This is a genomic window from Paenibacillus apiarius, assembly GCF_017052585.1.
Classification (GTDB): domain Bacteria; phylum Bacillota; class Bacilli; order Paenibacillales; family Paenibacillaceae; genus Paenibacillus_B; species Paenibacillus_B apiarius.
This window is the reverse complement of sequence record NZ_JAFFHZ010000001.1, coordinates 3,077,468-3,101,198: the sequence shown is the minus strand read 5'-3', so window position 1 is coordinate 3,101,198 and position 23,731 is coordinate 3,077,468. Positions and strand designations below refer to the sequence as shown.

Below are 23,731 nucleotides of genomic sequence, written 5' to 3'. Positions count from 1 at the left end.
ATCCTGCCTAACATAGAAAAGTAATAGACCTCACCGCGTGAGGTCTATATGTACGAATTGATTTTATTCAAAGCAACTGGAATATACACTGCCTACGCCAAAAATTCCCATTAGGGCTGTTATAACTTCCTTCCCGGCAGTTTTCGCGGCATCCTGCAACCCCATTTTTATCGCCTCCATGGTGCCGATGCCCATTCCTTTGGCAACTTTATAGGTTTCCAGCACTTTATTCACAAATTTCACAGTACCGCCGGCTGCTTTAATGGCATCTTTTATTTTCGTAATCTTTGCAGGCGCAAAAATAAGAGATGCCAAAGCTAACCCTACTGCCGACACGCAACCTACAACTCCGCTTGTTCCAAACTCGGAAATTTGCAAATCAGTATTCTTATTTAACCACTCAATGATTGCATCAGGACCGCTGTTAATCACACTGTCGGGCATTCTTTCAATCGCAGAGAGAACTTTTTGGGCTTGAACAAAGTTTTCATTTGAAATCACGCCTTCTCCGCTAACAGGCGTATTGACATTACTTGCAGTTGCACTTGCCACACTTCCTAAAGAAAAAACGGTGACAGCAATAGCGGTGACAAGCGAAATTGCCTTGACTCCAAAGCTTTTGAACACTGTTCCACGCACCCTTTCTTGTAAGGAAATTAAATACACTTATCATGTTATCATGGTGTATAATATTGTCAAGAAATTAATTTTATGGATAGGAGTGATTTTTTTGAGGAATATAACAAAGGCTTACATCACCCTCGCTGTCATTTTAGCAATTAATGTTTTTATTCAATTTTTTGTCGGAGATAAACTAATGAAGGATATTGCCCTTTCGTGCGCAATTATATATTTCTTTGTATTGGTATTCATTTTAAAATTAAAAGACGATAGAAAGCAGAAAGACGGCGTGGCAAAAGTGACGAAAGTTCACATTGCACACGTTGTCATTTTAGGGATTAATTTTTTTATTCAAATTTTTTCCGGAGATAATACGATTAAGGATATTTCTATGGCGTGCACATTTTTCTATTTCACCATATTTGCCATCATTTATTTAGTTAAAAGAAAATAAAAAGCAGAAAGGCGATGAATAGAACCTATTGGATAATGTAGAGTGAAACAGGCGTGTCTATCTGTTTCCACAGGTTACATTGGAATCTGTCCAATGGTTCTATCCCCCTTTTGCAGACACCCGCTATAAAAAAGCCGCGTTTTCGCGGCTCATTGGGAAAATGCTCTTTATCACTCACAGTGAAAATACCGGGAAGAGTAACGGTCTGGAGCTACTCCCCGTCCCCGGCTAACCATGGGGCGAGCTCCTCCATTTGTGACAAAGTCGCAATCGGATCAAAATACCACGATTCTTCCAAATATATACACGATCGTTTTTGACCGCATCCAACGTTCCCCAGATCGGATCAGACTTTAAGTCCGCTACGTATGCTTGTCTGAAGTGAAAATAATGTAGTCGCCTGCAAATTCATGGATGACTTCCATCGATACTTCCACCGACTGCTGTTCCCTTATTTCCGTTGCGTGTTTGGCGGGAAGCTTACGACCGAGAGCTTGGTAGATGGCTTCAAATCGGGCTGCAGCGCCACGATTTACTCAAGCGAGATCGCTTCATATTCCCCGATATATTCTACTCCTTCGAGCTTATTGGAATAATAGGTTTTTTTAAGTTCTTCTCCGGGGTGCCGAGCGGCTTCACGTTTAATGCGATGAAGCTGCCAAGGTAGAGATCGACGACGATACGCTGAGGCTTGTCCGGAATCTTGATGTCTCCCTTTATCGTCGATATGGTCCTGGTCTTGTCAGCCGTTCCCGCCTGCGATTCCTGCCCCGGTGCTGCTTGAACGCCTCCCGTAACACTCCCGGAGGTTGTCGAAGCTCCCGAGCAAGCGCTCAAAAACAAGCTCAGACAGAACAGGATGGCGGCTAACATCTTTGTGCTTTTAAGCATGGATATATCTCCCTCTCTGTAACATTGATAACGATTATTATTATCATTGTTACTATAATACTCCAGCTTTCTGCCGCCAATGGATGTTCTGCGCCATCTCAATGGACGATTTGCATTTTTATCGACCGTGCCAAGTCGGTTTCTGAATTGAATGGGCGATGTTCCCGTATGTTTTTTTAAAATCCGGCTGAAATAATACTTGTCCGGATACCCGACGCGTATTGCTATCTCTTCCAGAGTCGCATCCGAAGCAAGCAGCAGCTCTTTAGCTTCTTTTATTCTGATTTGCGTCAAATATTGGATCGGGCTGTAATTGATTTCACTCTCAGCAAAAGCGGCCCAAAGTCTCCAGACCTTGAGCCGCTCCACCTATTCATTATTCGGTTATCCCAAAGTACGCACAGCCTCAAGCACCTCTGTCGTGTGCTCTTTCACCTTTACGTTGCGCCATTCCTTGGCCAGCTTGCCCTCCTCATCGATAAGGAAGGTTGAGCGCACGATACCGTAATATTCCCGGCCGTACATCTTCTTCAGCTGCCATACGCCGAACAGGTCGGCCACCTTGTGCTCCGTATCGGAGAGCAGAGTGAACGGAAGGCTATGCTTCTCAATGAATTTGGCATGAGATTTCAGATCGTCCGGGCTAATGCCGAGCACTACGGCGTTATGTGTTGCAAAATCCCCGTGGTAATCGCGGAAATCGCATGATTCTTGGGTGCAGCCCGGTGTCATATCCTTCGGATAAAAGTAAATGACGACCTTCTTGCCGCGGTAATCGCTTAAGCGGACGTCCTGCCCGCCGGAAGCCGGCAACGTAAAATCAGGTACGGCCTGCCCGACTTGCACTTGTACGGATTGCGTCATAAGAATACACCTCTTTCGGATGGCCATGGCCATCGCTTTGCTGCCTCTAGCTTATCATTTGCAGCATCCGTTTTCAAAAAGGGACGTCCGCTGAGCGTTGTCCGTTTGCTTATTGCTGCACGCGGGACCATAACACCGGCACGTTAGGCGGTTCCCAGCCTTCCAGCGATGTATGTGCCAGCACGCATTTATAAATGTTGCCTTCGTATGACACCAGATCGTTCAGCTTGTAGGCGTATCTTGCCTTCCACGAATCGGCTGGTTCGGCAGGGAGCTTCGCAGTCACCGATTGGCTCAGCGGAGACGCGTTCCCTTGCAAGTCAACAGCCTTCACTGTAAACGTATAGGTTTGCTCGGGAATAAGGCCTGTTACGGTATGGCTCGTTGTTTCACTAGTCCCTATTTTCTCCTCTTGATTGTACACCTCGTAAGTAATTCCTTGACCAGTCCCGTTCGTATCGGTCCATGACAAGCTGACTGTGTTGTAAGTCAGAGCCGTTACGGTCAATTGCTCTGGCGCCTTCAGCTCCACCGGAGCCGGTCCGCCTTCGCCGAGAATTTCGGCAGCGTTCCCCGATACGACCAGAGCATACGGCTGCGACCCTTGCGGCACGTTATACCCTTTGATCGTCACGGTATACTCACCTGTCACCGCGTTCGACAGATACACATTTTCGACGTTGTTCACATGGTCATAGTTGGAGCAGGTAGAGCTTGCCGTGTTTTGCACAAAGCAGTTGCCTTTAAGTATTTCGCCACTCGGAGTTTTTACTTCAAGATCGAGGTCATTAACCAGTTGCTTGCCTGCTTGAACGGCTCCTTGATAATCGCTCCACACCAGAGAGACTTTCAAAGGTTTGCCAGCTGAGGCTTTAACGCGGTACGATGTGGAATCTCCTGTACTGATGCCCGTCTTGTTATCGACGAAATCTCCTTGTCTGCCGTCTGTTGGAGAGAGCGAATTGACCAGGTTCACGCGGCCCCATCCTGTCTCTCTGCTCATCCAGCCGTAGCCTACATCATCCGCTCCGTTAATGAGCGTAGCTTTGATGAGCGCCGACGATGGAGTCACATTCTTCTTGTCGATATAGAATTGGCGGACGATGGCCGCCGATCCGGCTACGGCCGGAGTTGCCATGGAAGTGCCCGATAGGCTCGTGTAGTATTCGTTCGGATTAGGCTGTCTGGACGAAGCTGAGGAGCGGGTCGAAATAATGTTGGAGCCGGTTACGACGAGATCCGGTTTGATCCGGCCGTCGACGGCGTAGCCTCTGCTGGAGGTAGGGGCGATTTGGTTCGGATTGCTTTTCAGCAGATTGCCGACTGTAATCGTGTTTTTGGCGTTGCCAGGAGATGAAATGGTGTTGTTATAGCTCCCATCGTTCCCGGCAGCGAACAATACCGTGAAGTCCTTGTTGCCAAACGTGAACTCGTCAACGCGCGAAGAGTTCGCATTGTATGAATAATTAAAGCGGGCTCCCCAAGAATTCGTATGGATGGATGCCCCCTGCTGCTTCGCCGTGCCGAACAATTCCCGCACATCGCCAGGGCATATGGAGTCTCCGCCGCAGCCAATAGCTTGGAAGAGCAGCTTGGCGCCGTACGCGGTTCCTCTATACTTGCCGTTCGACATCGCTCCGTTGCCGAGAACCGAGCCGGCCACGTGAGTGCCGTGCCCGTTCGTGTCAGACCACGTTCCGGTTGACGGATTAGGGGCAGGCGTAGCATGGAGCTGGCCTTGAAAATCTTTGTGCAGCGTGCTCAGATTGCCTGAATCCAGGCCGCTGTCAGCTACGCTGACGACTTGGCCTTGGCCGGTCAGCCCTTTGCTCCATACGCCGGTCGGCGTGGACGCTCCGACTTGATTGGTTACGAAATCGTTGTATACCTCTTCTACCGGCTTCGGTTCGACAAATGTGACATCTGGATGCTGAAGCACTTGGGGAATCAGTTCATCGCTCAGTACAGCTTCGATGAAGCCTTCATGCACGATGGCTGATTCAGCCGCTTGCTGTTGCAGCATATCGGCTACGCTGGATTCGCTTCCTCTAAATACCGAGATAATATAAGTGTCTGGCTGGCTGTGTTCTGAAGAAAGAATGGTCCCGTCCTTCCACTTGGCTTGATATGGAGTGACGTTGTAAATGAGTTCGTGTGCGGCGAGGCTGCCGGCTTGCTGTGGGTTCATACGTACCAGATAAGCGAAATCGGGAAGGTAATCTCCGATTTCCGCTCCATTCTGGAGCAGTAGCTGCTTGGATGACTCTGTAATGACATCATTGAATTGGACAACGAACAATTGACGTTCCGCTTCCCCCTCCTCCTGCATAAGCCCATCGTTCCATGAGCCTTCCTGCAGGTCCACGCTGCCTGTTCTCAGATGCAGCATGCGGTCAGGCTGACCGTTCGACGGGGGGCTCTCATATGCCCCGGCCACCGGAGTCATCAGGCTGAGCGCCATGGCAAGCGACATCACCAGAGAAAGCACTTTTTTGTTTTTCATCTTCACCAAATTCATTCCTCCTCGTTTCGAATGACATACTCTCGCATGTGCGAGTAATAAGGACAACATCACCTCCGTGTCTGACGATTTACATTTTCACGCAATCCGAAAAAAATGGGAGTAACCAACATAAAAGCTTGAAGGATTGAACAAAAATGTATATGAATATAATATAAAGGAAAATAATTCTTTTTCAATAGTTTTCTTTGCTAGAATAAAAAAAAGCTTTCTCCGCCATTTTACGAAGAAAGCTTTGGTGTTTATTTCCAATTGTATAAATGTCTACGATCCCGCTCCACGATACCGTTTTACGCCCACATTCCACATCGTGAGGCCAATCGTCAGGAACAGCAAACCGATAATCGGCGTTAGAAGGGCCAACTGCGTCATCCCTTTGCCTGCCATGAAATACGAAGCCGGAATAATGCCGACGAAGGCGAAAGGCAGTATCCATGTCAACAACACTTGAATGAAGCGGTTGTATATCGTCAGCGGATAACGTCCGTAGCTCTGAATGTTCCAGATGAGCGGCAATATGCCGGTCGGCGCATCAGAATAGAACGAGATCGAAGTGAGCGCCGCATATATGCCGAAGTAGATAAGCACCGAACCTGCCAAAAGCAGCAGCAACAGCAGCAGCTCCGCCAAGCCGAAGCCGAGCCCCAGCCGCATCCAGCATGTGCCCATAATGAGCGCGCCCACGACAGAACCGATGAGCGCCGGCGGATCTACATTTTCGAGCAAGATTTGAAACAGGTTGTGGGCCGGCCGCGTCAAGATGCGGTCCATCTCCCCTTTTACAATATATCTTTCGCTGAAGTTCCACAGATTGAAGAAGCAGCTGAATATGCCGTACGGAATCATGAAATAGCCGTAGACGAACACCATCTCGTCACGCGTCCAGCCCGCTAGCGTCGGCGTATGCATGAAGACGACGAAGATAAAGATCAGGTTCGTCGCTTGGAACAGCAGATCCGACACGACTTCCACCCAGAAGTCCGCCCGGTAAGTTAAGCGCGTCTTCATATAGTTTTTCAAATATTCGCCGATGAGTCCGATATAATACATCTTCTGCCGTTACCCCCCTTGCACGAACAACCGCTGTCTTGCGGCGCGCCACATGATGACGATCGGAATAATGAGAATGGCGAACCAGAGCAATTGGATGCCGACTACGGCAAGAATTTGGCTATCTGCGATCCGGCCGGTGAAGACGGAGCTCGGCAAATACGTAATCGCCTGAAACGGCAACCATTGGTTCAGCAGCATAAGCCACCCTGGAAAGAACGATATCGGCACAATGACGCCAGAGAACAGGTCGACCACGACCCGCTTCATCCGAATCATGCCTTCGTTATTTTCCACGAAGAACGCCGTCAAGCCGGTGATAATGTTCAACTGCGAGTTGATGAGAAAGCTCATGAACAGCATAAAGGCAAACACAAGCCACAGCTTCGGTTCATGCGGAAGCTGCACCGGGAACAAAATGCAGGCGATGACCATGCCCGGAGCCATGAACAAGAGCAGCCGGAACAGCCCTTCTCCAAATCCCTGCATCATCTTCACGACAATGTAATTATAAGGCCGGATGAACTGTATCGCTACGCTTCCGTCGCGTATTTCATTGGCAATCTCCCGATCGAGGTTGTTGAAATAAAAGGCGCGCGCCATCCAGGAGACGGCGATGTATGTCGTCATCTGATCCGCGGTAAAGCCCGCAATCGTCCCTTGTCCCCCATAAATGGCCTGCCATGTAAAATAGTACACTCCAATGCTTAACGTATAGATTAAAATACCGGAATAATAATTGACGCGGTAAGCGAGCATCATTAGAAATCGAATGCGTATCAGTTCTAAATATGCGCTAGCCATGAGTCACCGCATCCTTCTCTTTCCCGTTCTCTTCCCGGGCCGCGGCAGCCTCGGAAGCATCTTCTGCAATTCGCGCTTCCGGCGCCTCCGCGCTTCCCGTCCGGTATATTTCCCGCACGATGTCGTCGGTGTTCGTCTCGATAAGCTTCAAATCCGAAATGGAGGCGCCGCCCACGACCTTCCCGATCACCTCGGATACATTCGTGGCAAACGGGACGAACACGCTCGCTTCATACGGCGAATCCATCGTCCAATTGACATCCAGGCCCGACGTCAGCGCTTCCGTATCCCCTGCCCGCATAGGCTTGGCAAATTGGAAGCGGACCTCGCGCCCCTTGCCCCACGTCGACTTGAGCGTATCCAAGCTGCCGTCATAGATGATGCGGCCGTCATCCAGCATGACGACACGCGTGCACAGCGCCTCGATATCTTGCAGGTCATGCGTCGTCAGCAAGATGGTCGTGCCGTGCTCTTGATTGAGCGACTTGAGAAAGTCCCTGATCTCTGTCTTGACGACGATATCCAGACCGATGGTCGGTTCATCCAAAAACAACACGGACGGCTGGTGCAGCAAGGAGGCGACCAGCTCGCAGCGCATCCGTTGGCCAAGGCTTAATTTGCGCACCGGCCGATTCAAGAGCTCCTGCAGCTGCAGCCGCTCCACCAGCTCATCCAAGCGCCGCTTGAAGTCTGCCTCCGACACGCGATACACCTTGCGCAGGAGGCGGAACGATTCGATGACGCCGATATCCCACCAGAGCTGGCTGCGTTGTCCGAAGACGACACCGATGCCGCGCACGAACTTCTCCCGTTCCGCATACGGAATATAGCCGTTTACACGGAGTTCGCCTGCGGTCGGCACCAGAATGCCGGTCAGCATCTTGATTGTGGTCGACTTCCCCGCTCCATTCTCTCCGATATATCCGCATATTTCTCCTTGCGGTATCGTAAACGAAATGTCTTTGACGGCCATCACTTCGTTATATTCTCTTTTAAATAAGTCAAGCAAAGCGCCTTTCAGCCCTTCGCGGTTTTTTTGCACATGGAACGTTTTTCGCAAATCCCGTACTTCTATGGCATTCATTGCTGTATGGTTCACCCTTTCCTAGATTTGCTTGGTTAGCGTTGGACGTCCCGGCCTTGCTCTCCGTGGACGCGAATTGATTCAACATCGTAAAGATTCTATAATTGGATAGACAAGATGCGGGTCATTATCCATAACATTTAATATAGCACGTACGACGACTTGAATGAATGCGCCGGATCTGACACCATGAAATTCCCTTCATTCGCCGCCGGATACGGAAAGGACGATACATATGTGGAAAAAGTATTGGAAGCGCGCCCTCATCGCGGTGAGCGTCATTATAGTCGGCAGTGTCGGATATTACGTTTGGGCCATGTACGACAGCTTGGACAGCCTGCAGAAGAAGCCCGAGGAGTCCCGTTTTACTCCTGTCGTCAGCAAGCTTCCCGACCGGAAAGCGGTGGAACCTCCGAAATGGGAGGGCGAAGAGCGCGTCAATATTTTACTGCTGGGCGGCGACTCGCGAGGAATGGACAAGGACGAGGTTCCGCGTTCAGATTCCATCCTGCTCGCCTCTTTCGATCCGAAGTCGAAACGGGCAAACCTCTTTTCTATTTTGCGCGACACATATGTGGACATTCCCGGATTCGGCAAAGATCGAATGAATGCAGCGCTGGCCTACGGCGGCCCCGAGCTTGCCATGAAGACGGCGAGCGAATTTACCGGACTTGACGTCCAATATTATGTGTATACGGATTTTCAAGGCTTCATCAAGCTTATCGACGCCTTGGGCGGCGTTGAATTCGAAGTGGAGAAGAACATGAAGTATACCAGCAAGGCTGATAAACATCAATACGATATCGACTTGAAAAAGGGCAAGCAGCTGCTGAACGGAGAAACCGCGCTTATGTACGTCCGCTTCAGATATGACGCCATGTCCGACTTTGCCCGTACCCAGCGGCAGCGCGAGCTCTTAACCGCCGTTGCGGACAAATTGAAGTCCGCCTGGTCCATCATTCAGCTGCCTCACCTGATTAAAGAGGTCGCCCCCTACGTGGAAACGAACCTGTCGGCGGACGACATTATTAAGCTGGCCTCCTTGGGCTATGATAGCTCCATAGGGCCAAGCCACCAGCTTCCGGCGATGGATAATGTCGCTGACGCGACCATTAACAATTCCGCCGTGCTGCAAGTCATTGATCAGGACAAGCTGAAGCAGTACATTCAAGACGCCTTGGATGATAAAGCATCCGCATCCGGTGACAACAACAATAAAGGAGATTCGTCTACATGACTACGAACCGAAATCGTTCCGAACAACTGTATGAACAAGCGCTGGAGCATATCGTCGGCGGGGTAAACAGCCCTTCCCGCTCGTTCAAAGCGGTGGGCGGCGGCGCGCCCGTATTTATGGAGCGCGCGCAAGGCGCTTACTTCTGGGATGTTGACGGCAACAAATATATCGACTATCTGGCCGCTTACGGCCCGATCATTACCGGTCACGCGCATCCGCACGTAACCGAAGCCATTGTGCGCGCCGCGCAGAACGGCACGCTGTACGGCACGCCGACCGAGCTCGAAATCAAGCTCGCCCGCATGCTGAAGGAAGCGATCCCGTCCATGGACAAGGTCCGCTTCGTCAATTCCGGCACCGAGGCGGTCATGACGACCATTCGTGTCGCGCGCGCCTACACGAAGCGCACGAAGGTCATCAAGTTCGCCGGCTGCTACCACGGCCATTCCGATCTCGTGCTCGTAGCCGCAGGCTCCGGCCCGTCCACCTTGGGCATTCCGGACAGCGCCGGCATTCCGACGAGCATCGCAAGTGAAGTCATCACCGTGCCGTTCAACGACCTCGATAGCCTGAAGGCGGCGCTGGAGCGTTGGGGCGATGACGTAGCTGCCGTAATGGTCGAGCCTATCGTGGGCAACTTCGGCATGGTCATGCCGCAGGCAGGCTTCCTCGAAGGGCTGTGCAAGCTGGCCCGCGAGTACGGCGCGCTCGTCATCTACGACGAAGTCATCAGCGCGTTCCGTTTCCATTACGGTTCGGCGCAGACATATCGCGTCTTCCCTGACTTTGCCGCCATCGAGCCAGACTTGACGGCCATGGGCAAAATTATCGGCGGCGGCCTCCCCATCGGGGCCTACGGCGGACGCAAGCACATTATGGAGCAGGTCGCGCCGCTCGGACCGGCATACCAGGCGGGCACGATGGCCGGCAACCCGGCCTCCATCTCCGCAGGCATCGCCTGTCTCGAGGTGCTGCGCGAGGAAGGCGTGTATGAACGGATGGAGGATCTGTCCGTCCGCTTGACCGCAGGCATCCAGGAAGGAGCCGACCGTTACGGCGTACCGCTCGCCATCAATCGCATCCGCGGCTCGTTCTCGACGCATTTCTGCGACCATTCGGTGACGAATTACGCGGAGGCGCAGGAGACGGACAGCGAAGCATTCGCTGCCTTCTTCCGCAACATGCTCGATCAAGGCATCTGCCTTGCGCCATCGAAGTATGAGGCATGGTTCCTGACGACGGAACACACTGCCGAGGACATCGAGCGCACGATCGAAGCAGCGCACGAATCATTCCGCCGCATGGCTAACGCATAAAATTCCACAGCGGTTATTACGCAAAGACGCCGGAGCTGCCATGCAGCCCGGCGTCTTTCGTTATACAGCAATATCGTTATTTTCTGCATGTCAGCATAGCGCTGAAATACCACTGCCGATTCCGCTTTCATCCCATCGCCGCCGTCTCTTGCCGGCTACTTCAAGCCGCGCACCTCGAAGCCATAAATGCGCGCCGCCGTATCGCCTCCTTGCGTAGGCTTATCGACGATTAGCTTCGCATAGCGCGCCTTCGTCAGGCCAATTGCGTGCTTGCTGACGCCCTGGGTATTATCCTTCACCTCGACGGCATCGCTCCAATTCACTCCGTCCAAGCTCAGCTGAATCCGGAATGCGCGCGTATTGAACGCTTCCCCTTCTCCGCCGGCCTGCGCATGCTTCACGACGAATTCGCTCACTTGACGCACGGCACCCAGATCAACGGTGAGCCAATGCGGCCCGTCGCCCACCGCGCACCATTTGGTGCGGTCATTGCCGTCGACGGCGAATCGAGGAGCTTCATTCGAATTGACATAGCTGCTCGCATCCGTCTTCTTGTTCCGTGCCAAGTCGGCGATGCCGCCAGCCGCTTCCTTAGTGACGGTAATCAGCTTCTTCGTGATCGAATCTGCGCCCTCGCTGTTCTTCGCCGTCAGCGTCACCTCATATACGCCTTCCTGATCGTAGCGAACCTGCGGATTCCGCTCCGCGCTCGATTCCGGATGGCCGCCAGGGAAGTTCCACAGCCAGCTCTCCGTCACCTCGGACGATTTGTCCGCGAACTTCACGGTGTCGCCCGGCGCAATCAACGTCTGATCCGCTTCGAAGTCGGCAGTTGGTTGCGGGTAACCCGGCCACTCGAGGGAGACCGATACGCGTTCACCCTGTTCATAGTGACGGTTAATCGGCACGACCTCCAGCGCCGTTGCCGCTTCCTTGTCAATGCGCTTCATTTCCGGAACGTAATACACATTGTTCGCCGTCGCGCCAATCAGTTCCCGCGCACCGTCCGGCTTGACACGATACACCTGATAGTAAAGCGCCTCTTCCCCCAGCGCTTCCCATTTGAGGCGGGCATCGCCGTAAACGCCGTCGCGGAAGTCGGCTTCCGTCACTTGAAGACCGTTCACCGCGCCAAGCTGCGGGGCTGCCGCATCCGTTTTGCGAATGGACAGCTCGCCGATGTTCACCTGCAAGCCGTCAATCGGTTCCGGCGAATCGACTTTCAGTGAAATCCCCGCAATGGTGCGGTCCGCATAAGTCGCCAACGTCACGGTCGAACGCACCCATTTGTTCTTATACACCGCATCCGTGACACTCGTTCCGTCCGCCAGCTCGACGGATGCCGGATCCAGATACACATATTGCTCCGGCGCATCATTGAAGGATACTCCGATCTGGATTCTCGCGTTCTCGTCATTGGCCTTATATGTAGCCGATACGACCATCGTCGGTTCAACCCGGACGTCTGTCTTGTACAGCTTGACGTGCGTAGCCGAATCCGGCCGAAGATCGCCCGATACCTTGAGCGAGCTGCCGCCATAGTAAGCGTTCTCATAATCAAAGGACGGCTGCAGCGCCTGTCCCGTCCCTTCGGACTCGGCAATCCAGCGCCAGGTCGGCAGGATATCCTGCAGGCTGCGGTTGCTCCAATCCCGGCTGCGGACCACGTCTCCGTTCACGGCGAACAGATGCCCGTTCCCCATATTGAAGTGGGTGATGAATTCGGGACCGGTTATGACGCTCTTATCCACGAAATAGTTGGCCGCTCCACGCCACGTTCTCGACTTCGTTGCATCACCGGCTCCCGGACGCGGCGGCGTTGCGGCCGGATTATGCTCATAGCCCGACCAGAACGTCGACTCTTTCTCCATATACTCTTCATGGGTCTTCGAGCTGTTCCAAGCCCAATCCGGGCGATAAATGCCCAAGGAAGTCGCCGCTTTGCCGCCTTCCGGGAACAAAGCAGGCAGGTTGAACGTGCCATTGTACCCGTTTGCTTCTACATCGATGCCCGCGTAGAGGTCATAAGGGCTCCGGTTCAAGCTTTGGGCGACAGATGGAGAGTTTTGGAACGCATAACCGGAATACTGCCAGCGGAAATCAAGGAACATCGTATCGGACACGCGCTCGCCGCCGTCTTGGAAAAACATTCTGTTTCTGTCCGTCAACGCGCCTTGCCAAGAGACGGGGCCTTGGTCGATCATGGAGTCGTACCAAATGATCTCCATGCCCGGCTGCTTGTGCTGCTGCAAATATTTCATAAACTGCTGCATCAATTGCGCATCTTGCGGCGAGGCTCCTTGCGTTTCTTGGTTGATGAACCAGCCGTCGAAGCCGTAATATGACGCCGCCTCTAATAATTTGTCCGCTGTTGGGAACGACCCGTCCTCACGCTGCTGCAGCATGTCGCGCAGCCATTGGAGTTTGCCGCCGTGTTCTTTTTGCGGGAAAAATACGGTTCCGTAAACGGGCACGCCATTCTTGTGGGCGGCATCGATGACATCCGCGCTTGGCGGCACGATCAGGCCCTCGCCCGCGGAGCCGCCCCACATGATGAGCTTATCCACATACTGCCAATAGCCGAACGTAAATGTATTGAATTTCTCCGAGCCTTGCGAAGGCACCCCGCTCGTATTCGGGTACATGGATGCGAGCGCCATCAATTTCGGGTTCTCCAGCGCATTTGGATTCACTTTATAACCTTTCACGCGATCCTGTACAAGCTTGACGCTGCCTTTATTGAAGGCGGCATCCCGATCTGTTGCCGGTGACCACTCCAAGAGCGTGTTCGGATACCAATAGGAAGAATGCGGCTGCGCAGCTTCCGCTTGACCGGCAAACCCCATCAAGGAGCCCGCCAGCATCGCCGTGCTTACGAATACGGCAAGGCTGCTTTTCATTCGTTGTTTGGACATAACCGTCGGTTGTAATCGTTTCATTCGTGACCTCTTCCTCTCTCCCACATAATTAATAACTCACATCAGGAAGTACCATCTGAACGCACAAATATGTTAGCGCTTACAATTTGATATGCAAATTCATTGTATACCCTATATTATCCAGTGAAAAGGATGGGATTTTCCATTTGGCGCAATATCTTTAATTGGTACACCAAATCTTTAATATTTACCACTAAAAATCGGCTGCGTTCCTCTTCCGTTCAGCCTGAGCGATGCAGATTCGGAGCGGAAATGAAAATGTTATTGGAAATAGCGCAGTCTTTTCCCCTAAAACACGCAGTATTCGAGGATTCCGCTGGAACATGTCCTATCAAATCGCCGCCCACTTCCTTCGTCTTGAGCTAATTTGACCTGCTCCTAATGGATCATTTCCAATAGAATGACACGCAGGCTCGATCCGTTCTAGAAAGCATTGGACAAATCCAGCGGAGGCAGCTTGTTATCCAAGCCAAGTTAAATCGCTATAACTGGCGTCCCCTTATCAACGATCAATTTTCAAGCTAGCAGGCAGTAATAATAAAGCAATCAACAGGCGTGTCCCTAATTAACCTAACTACACACTGATGCAGCAGCTCATTGCACTCAGAGTAACGATATGAATGAACTAAAGAAAGCTGCATTTCCAGCTGCTTACGACACGCTGCCAGGTACTTTTCTCCACTCTCCCTCTCGTTCAGAAGGGGCATCTCTCCGTTTGGACGGGGTTGATTTAGAGTATATCTCTGTGGCAATATTGCTTCTCAGAAGATACTGCAACACCACCCTTTGTGCACACCCCGCCTAGCGCCTGCGACAGACGGAAATTCTTTTTACTGATGGAAGGGGAGAGTAACAGGAAACTGACAACGAACGATATGCCCCTCTCCGCAATACGCCGCCAACTAGTTTAATCTAGCCAAGCTTAAGAAGGGTGCAACCTGTTCGAGACAGGTGAAAAAACGGAGAACTGCAATTGTGCAGTTATTTTGGAGTAATACTGCTTTTTTCACCGCTTAAACTGCAAATGTGCAGTCCAACGCCAATTATCTTCCATTATTTATACGATTTCGCGAAAATGAACTGTATGATTGCAGTCTAGCGTGACGCTTGGCGTTAAAAGAGATTTCTCAACTGTATAATTGCAGTTGGAGCTGTTTCCCTCCACTTTTACATCTTCCATTCAACCTCGCCATAGAGCGCTTGGACGGTGCTGGAATCGTTATTTAACCAAGTGGCTGTTAACTGCTGATGTCAGTCAAAATCACCAGAGTATAGGCCCCCTCCCAACCGTTCCGCAACGTCATTTGACTGATGAGTTGAAGCACGCCGGCAAATACAATTTCTTGTACGCGAAAAATAAATAGTACAATACCCTCCCCATTTGTCAGAATGCTTCTCTTTATGGCAGAGGGCACACTTCCAATTCGAATATTGAGTTTTCTAAGGTCAAATAGAGCTGAGTCTACTGGAATGGCCCTAAATATACTCTCACGCCCTGCTCCCGGCATTCCAATCGGCAACCGAATACATCCCACGGCAACAAAAACGGCTCCGCATCTTATGGATACGGAGCCGTTGTCATTATAGCAATCTTAGGTTACAGCTTCTTGATTTCTTCCTTCAACAGCTCGGATTGCGTCCCGAACACGACCTGGACGTTGCCTTTGCCAAGCTTCATAATCCCGGCCGCGCCAAGCGCCTTCAAGCCCGCTTCGTCGACGACGGTGTCGTCCTTCAGCGTCAAGCGCAAGCGCGTAATACATGCTTCGTTCGTAATGATGTTATCTTTACCGCCGATAAGCCCGACGACCTTTTCCGCCTTATCACGCAGGCTGGAGTTGGCGTTGACCGTGTTATCCGCGCCGCCTTCTGTCTCCTCCTCATCCTCGCGTCCCGGCGTCTTCAGGTTCAGCTTCTTAATCAGGAAGCGGAACAGGAAGTAGTAGACGACGAAGTAGACGAGGCCAATCGGTACCAGCAGCAGCGGCTTCGTCGCCAACGGGAAGTTCAGCGCATAGTCGATAAAGCCTGCGGAGAACCCGAATCCGTGCTTAATGCCAAGCGATGCCGTCACAAACCCGGACACCCCCGCCAATATCGCATGGACAACGAACAGTACCGGAGCAACGAACATAAATGCGAACTCGATAGGCTCCGTAATACCAGTCAGGAAGGACGCGATGGCCGTACCGATGAAGATGGAGGCGACCATTTTGCGCTTCTCCGGCTTAGCCGCATGAATAATAGCGAGCGCCGCACCAGGCAATGCGAACATCATGATTGGGAAAAACCCGGTCATGAACAATCCTGCCGTCGGGTCGCCATGGAAGAAACGGGCAATGTCGCCCTGCCATACTTGTCCGGCAGCGTCGGTAAAGGAGCCGATTTGGAACCATGCGATTGCATTCAACACATGATGCAGGCCGAATGGAATGAGCAGCCGGTTCGCTACCATAAAGAGGCCGGATCCAGTCGCCCCAAGCTCAACAATCCAATTGCCGAATGTATCGAGCGCCTGTTGAACCGGTCCCCATACGATCCCGAACGGGATCGCTATGAGAATCATAACCGCTGAAGTGACAATCGGGACAAAGCGCTTGCCGCCGAAGAAGCCAAGCCAATCCGGCACTTTAATATCATGATATTTGTTATAAAGGAACGCAGCGATACCACCGGCCAATATACCGCCAATAACGCCCATGTCGAGCTTCATATCATCCGGAATGAACGCAAACGCCGCCGGAATTTTGGACAATACTTTAAGTAAAATAATATGTGCTATGACGGCCGCCAATACGGCCACCGCGTCTGAAGCAAATCCGATGGCTACCCCAATGGCAAATATAAGGGCCAAGTTATCAAATATAGCGGAGCCGCCTGCATCGAGGAACGGAGCGACATATTGGTTCAGGAACCCGCCGACCGTTGCTCCCATATGGAAGTCTTTCACATAGTCGATCGCGCCGAAGCGAAGCAAAATGGCTGCCGCTGGCAACGTTGCGACCGGGAGCATCAATGCCCGACCAATTTTTTGCAAAAAGGCTAACATGTGTTGTTCTCCTCCTTAATTGTTAAGTAAAGTATGGATAAAAGGCCAAAGTTTTATTCTTCAACCTATCATCACCGCAACAACGCAAACATTCATGAACTTGCGCTGAAAATATACCCGAGATACAGACGGGCGGGGTTGGGCGGATTACGCATCATCCCGCTGCATAATTTCGTGAATCTGATGCTTAATCGTCTCCGATCGGGTTCCGAATATCGCCTGCACGCTATTGCCGACTTCCAGCACTCCTGCTGCGCCCAGTTGTTTCAGCCGCTCCTTGTCCACGTCACCTTTTTCTTTGACCTGCACCCGCAGGCGCGTAATGCAAGCATCCAGCGATCCGATATTGTCCTTGCCGCCGAGCGCGTCCAAAATGCCGCGGGGCAATTCGCCCGCTTCTGCCGCCGGACTGTCCTCCTCCTGGGAGTCTGGCTCGCGTCCCGGCGTTCTCAGGTTGAACTTGCGGATCGCGAAGCGAAAACCGAAGTAGTAGATGGCGGCAAACACCAAACCGACGGGAATGACAATCCAGTACGGCGTCCGGTTCTGCATCACGCCGAACAGCAGGTAATCAATGACGCCGCCCGAGAACGTCATGCCTATCTTTACGTTAAGCAGATGCATCGTCAGGAACGAGAGGCCTGCGAAGAGAACGTGCACGGCGAACAATACCGGTGCCACGAATAGAAATGCGAATTCAAGCGGCTCCGTAATTCCTGTCAAAAACGAGGTCAAGGCAGCCGAAGCCATCACCCCGGCAACGATTTTTTTCTTCTCGGGCCGCGCCTCATGGTACATGGCAAGCGCGGCTGCGGGCAAGCCGAACATCATGAATACGTATTTCCCCGTCATGAAAGTGCCTGCCGTCAGCTCCACGCCGTCTTTCAACTGTTCGAAAAAGATTTTCTGATCGCCACGGACCAGATCTCCCGCCTTGTTCACATACTCGCTGAATTCGAACCAGAACGGCGAATAGAAAATATGATGCAGGCCGAACGGAATAAGCGCCCGCTCACCGATGCCGAAGACAAATGCGGCCAGAGCGCGGTTCGAGTCGATGAGCGAATGTGAAAATGCATTCAGCCCATGCTGAATTGGCGGCCAGACGAACACCATCGCAATCCCTATCAAAAGCGATGTCACAGCCGTAATAATCGGCACGAAGCGCTTGCCAGCGAAGAAGCCGAGATACGACGGCATCTCAATCGTAAAAAAGCGCTTGTATAGCACGGCAGCCGCAATACCGATGATAATCCCGCCAAACACCCCTGTCTGGAGCGTAGGCACGCCCTGCAAGACAGCGTATGAGAAGTCCGTCTTTGCCATTTCCGGCGTGACGTGCAGGATCACTTTCATCGTCACGTTCATGACGAAATAACCGACAATGGCGGCCAGACCCGCCACCCCGTCTCCGCCAACAAGTCCGATCGCTACCCCGACAGCGAACAGCAGGGACAGATTGTCGAATACGATCCCGCCCGCCGCCTCCATCACACTGGTTATCATTGAGATTGCGGGGCTGCCGAGCACGGGCAGCTTGGCAATCAAGTCGGGGTTTTGCAACGCATTGCCGAGGCCAAGCAAAATGCCAGCCGCAGGCAGGATGGCGACAGGCAGCATCACTGCCTTGCCCACCTTTTGCAGCAGACCGAAAATTGATTTGAACATCCTCTTATGTCAACTCCTCATGATGCAAAAAAATAAGGCATGAACTTGCAGCAAGCCGCCCCTCCAATCTGGAGAGGCTTCCTGCCGGCAAGCTCATGCCTAGTCGAACTAGTAACACGCTTGATATAAGGTTGTAATAAGTAAGTAATTACTCGTCTTTATTGAACAGCCGATACAGATGCATCGCGATGTACGCCGTCTCATCTTCCGTTACTTCCGTCTTCAGCTGCCGTGCCATTAACGCAGCGCAATCCTGCGCCACCTCGAATTCGTAGGGAACCATATCCTTCAGCTTATCCCGGAACGGATTGCGGGAATGCTCCCCTTTGCGAATTCGCTCAATGGCGAAGCGCAGATGCGTAATGAGACGAAGATAGTCAATGCTGTCCTTCGGAATGCCGCTTCCCCGCCGTTCTTCAATCAGCGCAACCAGATCCTTCAACAAATGATTGAACTGAACCATATTTCCGACAGGCACGTGCGCAACGGCCGATTGGATGTGTATCGTCAAAAATCCGATTTCATCTTCTGGCACGGTCACCCCGAATGTCCGGTCAATAAGCCCGGCCGCCTGTGCGGCAAGCTCATATTCCTTCGGATTCAAAGTGCGTATCTCCCACAAAAACGGATTCTCAATCGCAATGTCGTGGCGCAATCGGTAAAGCGCATATTCAATATGGCTCGGCAACGCGAGGTGAATATGCTCGTTCAAATCCGGCGTAAGCGTTTCAGACACCATGGAAATGATCTGTTCGGAAACGGTAATGACTTCCGGATCAATCTGTTCCAAAAGCATCTGATATTGCGACAGATGCTGCTGACTCTCTAAAGCAAATGTCTTCTCAATGCGGGTGTCGCCCGGAACAAGCTCTCCTCGAGGCTTAGCTCCGAATCCGAGTCCTTTTCCCATGAGAATGGTTTCTTTGTTCGTCAACACATCGTTCGCCAATACGACATTGTTGCTTAATGACCGTATAATTTCAAAGCGACGCTTGTCTGACAACGTGAAGCTCCTTTCTCATGAAATTGCGAAGATAAAACGTGAATGGAAACGTTTTCGCATTAACACGTTCAACTGTAGAACCATTGTAGTTGGAACCGCATTCATTGTCAACATAAAAAGAGAATTATGTCTAAATTTAGAATATAATCAACTTTTTTGTCGAATTAGTGTCAAACCATCACACATCGCCTGCAACGCCGAAAAAGGGGGGATCCCCTTTCTCGGCCTGCATTATTCACTTGCAACGTGCTAGATAGACAATTCTTGAACAGCCGCTACCCGTTTCACCACAAGATATTGAATCTCTTCAGCCGTTTCCAGCGCGAGGGCTTCTTCGGCCAATTGCTTCATCTCATCCCGGTTGAGACGGGAAAGCAGCACGCGAACCGGAAGCACGGAGCTTGCGCTCATGCTGAATTCGTCGAGCCCAAGTCCGAGCAGGATAGGCACCGCCTTCAGATTGCCCGCCATTTCGCCGCACATGCCGGCCCACTTGCCTTCTTTGTGCGCCGCATCGATAACCATGCGGATTAAGCGCAGCACCGCCGGATTGAACGGCTGCGTCAGGTGGGACACCTGCTCGTTCATGCGGTCGGCTGCCATCGTATATTGAACGAGATCATTCGTGCCAATCGAGAAGAAATCAACTTCCTTGGCCAATTGATCCGCAATAATCGCAGCCGCAGGCACCTCGATCATCATGCCGACTTCCATTTCCTTGTTATAGGCAATGCCTTCCTCATCGAGTTCCGCTTTCGTTTCGGCCAAGATGGCGTTCGCTTCGCGAAGCTCGGTTATCGCAGATATCATCGGATACATCAATTTGATGTTGCCGTGCGCGCTGGCGCGCAAAATAGCGCGAAGCTGCGTCTTGAACAGCTCTTTGCGATCCAGGCACAGCCGAATGGCGCGATAGCCGAGAAATGGGTTCAATTCCTTCGGAAGCTCCAAGTAAGGCAGCTCTTTATCGCCGCCGATATCGAGCGTGCGGATGACAACGGGCTTGTCGGAGCCGAGCGTCTCGGATACCGTCACATAAGAATGGTATTGCTCTTCTTCCGACGGAAAATTGTCACGGCCCATATACAAAAATTCCGTACGGTACAAGCCGACGCCTTCCGCGCCGTTGTTGCGGGCGCCTAGCGCATCCTGCGGATTGCCGATATTCGCCACAAGCTCGACTTCATGACCGTCCGCGGTGACGGAAGGCTTATCTTTGTACCGCTTCATTTCTTCCCGGCGATTCTCGAACTTCTGCTTTTTCTCGCGGTATAGGTTCAATGTATCCTCGTCTGGATTGATCAAGATGATGCCGCTCGATCCATCCAGCATAATCATGTCTCCGGTTTTGACGCTTTCCGTCGCCTGCTGCAAGCCTACGACCGCCGGAATTTCCATAGAGCGGGCCATAATAGCGGAATGCGACGTGCGTCCGCCAATATTGGTCGCGAATCCGGCCACCTTGCCGCGATCCAGCTGCGCCGTATCGGATGGGGTCAAGTCATGGGCGAACAAGACCACCGCCTCATCAAAGTCACTAAGCTTCGCCGTCTGTGTGCCAGACAGCAAGCCGAGCACGCGCTGGCTAACATCGCGGAAGTCTGCCGCGCGTTCACGCATATATTCGCTATCCATGCTCGTGAATATATCCACAAGCTGCTGCGTCACTTCTTGAAGCGCGAATTCCGCATTCACCGCTTCTTGGCGTACCTTTTCCTTCGCCTGACCGATAAATTCTTCATCCTGCAAGACAAGAATATGCGTGGCGAAGATTTCCGCGTGATGCTCACCCAACTTCGCTGCCGTATTCACTCTGACCTGCTCCAGCTCGTCCATCGCCTGCTGCACAGCATTCTGCAGACGCTCCACCTCGGCTGCGATGGCGTCCGTTCCAATGTCCTTGCGCTCCACCGCAGTCACTTGCTCCTGCATGACGAATGCCTTTCCGATGGCATATCCGGATGCTGCTGCGATTCCTTGAAGTAGCATGACGGTTTCTCCACTCCTTTTGTTGATGCTTATTTCAAATGCACAGTCTGCCTTCTATCCTTCTTGCGATGAGCTGATGTATCCGTAAAATGAATTAGTCAAGAACCGTTTCCAGAACTGCGCCTACCGCATCGATCGCTTCCGCAGCTTGATCGCCTTCCGCAGATACGGTAATGATGTCCCCGGCTTTCATGCCGAGCGTCAATACGCCTGTGATGCTTTTCGCGCTAACTTTGCGGCCGTTGAACTCCAGCATAATTTGGGCATTTGCATATTCTGTCGCTTTTTTCATAATCGCGCCCGCCGGACGAGCGTGAATCCCTTGCGGATTTTTAATCGTAAATTGCTTTTCCATGGTTCATGACCTCTTTCCATAAAAGTTACTGTTATTTTTACTTGCGCGATGCGCCCACGTTTCCGTTATTTCAGAACAATTTCCATCAGTTCATTCGAATTTGCTGTTACGCTGCCTGTGTTCGCTTTGAGTTCAGCGACGACATCGCCGTTAGCCACAATAACAGGAGTGATGACCGGCAGACCCGCCTCTTTAATTTGTGCGATATCAAACTCGATCAGCGTTTGGCCTTTTTTCACTTTATCGCCGGTTTTAACGTGAGGCTTGAACGGTTTGCCTTGCAGCGAGACCGTATTCACGCCGATATGAACGAGCAATTCAAGCCCGGAATCATGAGCCAGCACCAAGGAATGATACGAATCGATCAAATGTACGACATGGCCGTCAAATGGAGCGACAAGCACGCCCTGTTCAGGCTCGATAGCGATCCCGTCACCGATAATTTTTTGTGCGAAAGCCGGATCGGGAACTTGCTCCAATGCTACCGCTTTACCTGTAATGGGCGCTGTAATGGAGATCGTTTTCTTTTTCTTGCCAAATCCAAACATCAAAATTTCCTCCTTGTATGAACCGTTATCCTATGGATAATCCGTTACTGTCAGTGTTCTGTTATTGTATACTTCCAGCGGGATAAATCAGCCGACATCATAGGCAGCCAAGACGTGCCAAACTTTGGAAAAGCAAAAAAGCATGAGCTGAAGCATGCAGTTCACCCAGTGAACAGCCGCCTTAGCTCATGCCTAGTCGTACTAGTAACACGCTGACTTGCAGTGTAAATTCACCACTCATTGTAACATGATGGATATTGTATGTGCAAGCAAGCCGGTCGACTGGGTAAAATTAGATATACTCGCCATCTGTGCATTGGCAAATGAGTTATGCGGTATCCATAAGATGCGCGTTCTGGCTATAATTCATACCGCCCTATCGCACTTATTCCGTCTTATTCCTTCTATACCCGATTCGTTCCTGACTGCAACACAAATACCCGGATAAGTCTTTGTATAACCCTTCATACGCGACAAGCGGAAGGGCGTTTCAAATGACGTTAATCTTAATGAGTTATCGTTGTTCTACAGGTTGGCATAATAGCACGATACTCCCGCACGTTCCAGTTCCTTCGCCATATCCCCAGGCAACAGCCGGTCCGTAATGCATGCCGTCAGCTCATTGACGGGAGCTACGGAGAACAAGGAAGCTTTGCCGACCTTGGTGTAATCGAATACTGCGAATGTCTGCTGCGCTTGACGCATCAGCATGCGGGCGGTCTGCGCTTCCAGTTCCGAATACGTCGTAATCCCTTTGGCGGTGGAGAAGCCGTCGATGCCCATGAACAGCTTCTCGATATTCAGATGCTCGATCGTGCGCTCCGCGAGCGGCCCGCACAGTTCAAAGCTGTTGCTCCGCATCACGCCGCCAATGACGACAACCTGGATGCCTTCGCAATCAGACAGCTCCATCGCGATGTTCACCGCATTGGTCACAACGGTAATCCCTTGGCGCTGCTTCAGCAGCTTCGCGATAAGGAACGTCGTCGTTCCGCCAGTCAGGCAGATGCTGTCGCCCTCTTCGATGAAATCCAAAGCGCGCTTCGCAATCGCTTCTTTCTCCAACCATAGCAGTTGGCGCTTCTCTGCGAACGGAACTTCGCGCACCGTGCCAGCGCCTTCAAAAATCGCTCCCCCGATCGTGCGAATCAGCTCGCCTTTCCGCTCCAACAAATCCAAATCCCGGCGCGCGGTCGCTTCCGAGCATTCAAAACGGTCGATCATCTCCGCGATCGTAATGCGTCCATTCTGTTTTAACACCTGTAAAATTTGCTGTCGGCGCAGCTCGCCTTTGGATAACGATTCACTCATTCGATCACTCCTTGCTGGTTGATGCGT

Annotated in this window: 18 protein-coding genes and 1 pseudogene; 3 read left to right on the top strand and 16 right to left on the bottom strand. The window is 51.8% G+C overall.

Going from position 1 to position 23,731, the window contains the following annotated elements; translation table 11 throughout:
- Positions 1-63 precede the first annotated feature (63 nt).
- Positions 64-627 carry a hypothetical protein gene (locus JSQ80_RS14075; RefSeq protein ID WP_240463665.1) on the bottom strand — a complete coding sequence of 188 codons (564 nt, stop codon included), beginning with the start codon at positions 625-627 and terminating at the stop codon, positions 64-66.
- A 103-nt stretch (positions 628-730) separates the two neighbouring features.
- Between JSQ80_RS14075 and JSQ80_RS14070 the strand changes: the two genes are divergently transcribed.
- Positions 731-1,075: a hypothetical protein gene (locus JSQ80_RS14070; RefSeq protein ID WP_206095712.1), complete on the top strand. Its 345-nt coding sequence runs from the start codon at positions 731-733 to the stop codon at positions 1,073-1,075.
- A gap of 570 nt (positions 1,076-1,645) precedes the next feature.
- Here JSQ80_RS14070 and JSQ80_RS29100 read toward each other — a convergent pair.
- The 7 genes and pseudogenes from JSQ80_RS29100 to JSQ80_RS14040 all read right to left on the bottom strand — a co-directional run bounded on the left by JSQ80_RS29100 (position 1,646) and on the right by JSQ80_RS14040 (position 8,289).
- Complete coding sequence (locus tag JSQ80_RS29100; RefSeq protein WP_240464307.1) at positions 1,646-1,966, bottom strand: ABC transporter substrate-binding protein; 321 nt, start codon at positions 1,964-1,966, stop codon at positions 1,646-1,648.
- Positions 1,967-2,155: 189 nt separating this feature from the next.
- Positions 2,156-2,335, bottom strand: a pseudogene (locus tag JSQ80_RS29745) (helix-turn-helix domain-containing protein); the annotation flags it as partial.
- A 15-nt stretch (positions 2,336-2,350) separates the two neighbouring features.
- A complete protein-coding gene (gene bcp / locus JSQ80_RS14060; protein ID WP_206095710.1) occupies positions 2,351-2,830 on the bottom strand; it encodes a thioredoxin-dependent thiol peroxidase in 480 nt (159 codons plus the stop codon).
- A 109-nt stretch (positions 2,831-2,939) separates the two neighbouring features.
- Positions 2,940-5,348, bottom strand: a complete 2,409-nt coding sequence (locus JSQ80_RS14055; RefSeq protein ID WP_240463664.1) for a S8 family serine peptidase — start codon at positions 5,346-5,348, stop codon at positions 2,940-2,942.
- Between the two features lie 267 nt (positions 5,349-5,615).
- Complete coding sequence (locus JSQ80_RS14050; RefSeq protein ID WP_206095708.1) at positions 5,616-6,401, bottom strand: ABC transporter permease; 786 nt, start codon at positions 6,399-6,401, stop codon at positions 5,616-5,618.
- Between the two features lie 9 nt (positions 6,402-6,410).
- Entirely contained in the window at positions 6,411-7,205 is a 795-nt protein-coding gene (locus tag JSQ80_RS14045; protein WP_087435330.1) for an ABC transporter permease, read from the bottom strand.
- On the bottom strand, positions 7,198-8,289 hold the full coding sequence (locus JSQ80_RS14040) for an ABC transporter ATP-binding protein (RefSeq protein WP_206095707.1): 1,092 nt from the start codon (positions 8,287-8,289) through the stop codon (positions 7,198-7,200). The genes JSQ80_RS14045 and JSQ80_RS14040 overlap by 8 nt, the downstream gene beginning before the upstream one ends.
- Positions 8,290-8,524: 235 nt before the next feature.
- On the opposite strand from JSQ80_RS14040, the gene JSQ80_RS14035 reads away from it, so the two are divergent.
- Positions 8,525-9,526, top strand: coding sequence for an LCP family protein (locus JSQ80_RS14035; protein WP_087435332.1), 1,002 nt, complete (start codon positions 8,525-8,527; stop codon positions 9,524-9,526).
- Positions 9,523-10,842 carry a glutamate-1-semialdehyde 2,1-aminomutase gene (locus JSQ80_RS14030; RefSeq protein WP_206095706.1) on the top strand — a complete coding sequence of 440 codons (1,320 nt, stop codon included), beginning with the start codon at positions 9,523-9,525 and terminating at the stop codon, positions 10,840-10,842. Before JSQ80_RS14035 ends, JSQ80_RS14030 begins: the two co-directional genes overlap by 4 nt.
- A 155-nt stretch (positions 10,843-10,997) precedes the next feature.
- Here JSQ80_RS14030 and JSQ80_RS14025 read toward each other — a convergent pair whose 3' ends face one another.
- The 8 genes from JSQ80_RS14025 to JSQ80_RS13990 form a co-directional block, all read right to left on the bottom strand.
- Positions 10,998-13,781: an endo-beta-N-acetylglucosaminidase gene (locus tag JSQ80_RS14025; protein ID WP_206095705.1), complete on the bottom strand. Its 2,784-nt coding sequence runs from the start codon at positions 13,779-13,781 to the stop codon at positions 10,998-11,000.
- Positions 13,782-15,378: 1,597 nt separating this feature from the next.
- Positions 15,379-16,830, bottom strand: a complete 1,452-nt coding sequence (locus JSQ80_RS14020; protein WP_206095704.1) for a PTS transporter subunit EIIC — start codon at positions 16,828-16,830, stop codon at positions 15,379-15,381.
- Positions 16,831-16,977: 147 nt separating this feature from the next.
- Positions 16,978-18,498 carry a glucose-specific PTS transporter subunit IIBC gene (gene ptsG / locus JSQ80_RS14015; RefSeq protein ID WP_206095703.1) on the bottom strand — a complete coding sequence of 507 codons (1,521 nt, stop codon included), beginning with the start codon at positions 18,496-18,498 and terminating at the stop codon, positions 16,978-16,980.
- A 148-nt stretch (positions 18,499-18,646) separates the two neighbouring features.
- Positions 18,647-19,501: a PRD domain-containing protein gene (locus JSQ80_RS14010; protein ID WP_087435338.1), complete on the bottom strand. Its 855-nt coding sequence runs from the start codon at positions 19,499-19,501 to the stop codon at positions 18,647-18,649.
- Positions 19,502-19,750: 249 nt separating this feature from the next.
- Complete coding sequence (gene ptsP / locus JSQ80_RS14005; protein ID WP_206095702.1) at positions 19,751-21,490, bottom strand: phosphoenolpyruvate--protein phosphotransferase; 1,740 nt, start codon at positions 21,488-21,490, stop codon at positions 19,751-19,753.
- Between the two features lie 94 nt (positions 21,491-21,584).
- On the bottom strand, positions 21,585-21,845 hold the full coding sequence (locus tag JSQ80_RS14000) for an HPr family phosphocarrier protein (RefSeq protein ID WP_087435340.1): 261 nt from the start codon (positions 21,843-21,845) through the stop codon (positions 21,585-21,587).
- Positions 21,846-21,910: 65 nt separating this feature from the next.
- Positions 21,911-22,393 (bottom strand): PTS sugar transporter subunit IIA, encoded by a 483-nt coding sequence (locus tag JSQ80_RS13995; RefSeq protein ID WP_087435341.1) that lies wholly within the window; start codon positions 22,391-22,393, stop codon positions 21,911-21,913.
- A 525-nt stretch (positions 22,394-22,918) separates the two neighbouring features.
- On the bottom strand, positions 22,919-23,704 hold the full coding sequence (locus JSQ80_RS13990) for a DeoR/GlpR family DNA-binding transcription regulator (RefSeq protein WP_206095701.1): 786 nt from the start codon (positions 23,702-23,704) through the stop codon (positions 22,919-22,921).
- Positions 23,705-23,731 lie beyond the last annotated feature (27 nt).

Bases quoted from the DNA above. Each gene is read 5' to 3' on its own strand.
- JSQ80_RS29100 (WP_240464307.1), bottom strand. From the start codon at position 1,966: ATGCTTAAAAGCACAAAGATGTTAGCCGCCATCCTGTTCTGTCTGAGC.
- bcp (WP_206095710.1), bottom strand. From the start codon at position 2,830: ATGACGCAATCCGTACAAGTGCAAGTCGGGCAGGCCGTACCTGATTTT.
- JSQ80_RS14055 (WP_240463664.1), bottom strand. From the start codon at position 5,348: ATGAATTTGGTGAAGATGAAAAACAAAAAAGTGCTTTCTCTGGTGATG.
- JSQ80_RS14050 (WP_206095708.1), bottom strand. From the start codon at position 6,401: ATGTATTATATCGGACTCATCGGCGAATATTTGAAAAACTATATGAAG.
- JSQ80_RS14045 (WP_087435330.1), bottom strand. From the start codon at position 7,205: ATGGCTAGCGCATATTTAGAACTGATACGCATTCGATTTCTAATGATG.
- JSQ80_RS14040 (WP_206095707.1), bottom strand. From the start codon at position 8,289: ATGAATGCCATAGAAGTACGGGATTTGCGAAAAACGTTCCATGTGCAA.
- JSQ80_RS14035 (WP_087435332.1), top strand. From the start codon at position 8,525: ATGTGGAAAAAGTATTGGAAGCGCGCCCTCATCGCGGTGAGCGTCATT.
- JSQ80_RS14030 (WP_206095706.1), top strand. From the start codon at position 9,523: ATGACTACGAACCGAAATCGTTCCGAACAACTGTATGAACAAGCGCTG.
- JSQ80_RS14025 (WP_206095705.1), bottom strand. From the start codon at position 13,781: ATGAAACGATTACAACCGACGGTTATGTCCAAACAACGAATGAAAAGC.
- JSQ80_RS14020 (WP_206095704.1), bottom strand. From the start codon at position 16,830: ATGTTAGCCTTTTTGCAAAAAATTGGTCGGGCATTGATGCTCCCGGTC.
- ptsG (WP_206095703.1), bottom strand. From the start codon at position 18,498: ATGTTCAAATCAATTTTCGGTCTGCTGCAAAAGGTGGGCAAGGCAGTG.
- ptsP (WP_206095702.1), bottom strand. From the start codon at position 21,490: ATGCTACTTCAAGGAATCGCAGCAGCATCCGGATATGCCATCGGAAAG.
- JSQ80_RS14000 (WP_087435340.1), bottom strand. From the start codon at position 21,845: ATGGAAAAGCAATTTACGATTAAAAATCCGCAAGGGATTCACGCTCGT.
- JSQ80_RS13995 (WP_087435341.1), bottom strand. From the start codon at position 22,393: ATGTTTGGATTTGGCAAGAAAAAGAAAACGATCTCCATTACAGCGCCC.
- JSQ80_RS13990 (WP_206095701.1), bottom strand. From the start codon at position 23,704: ATGAGTGAATCGTTATCCAAAGGCGAGCTGCGCCGACAGCAAATTTTA.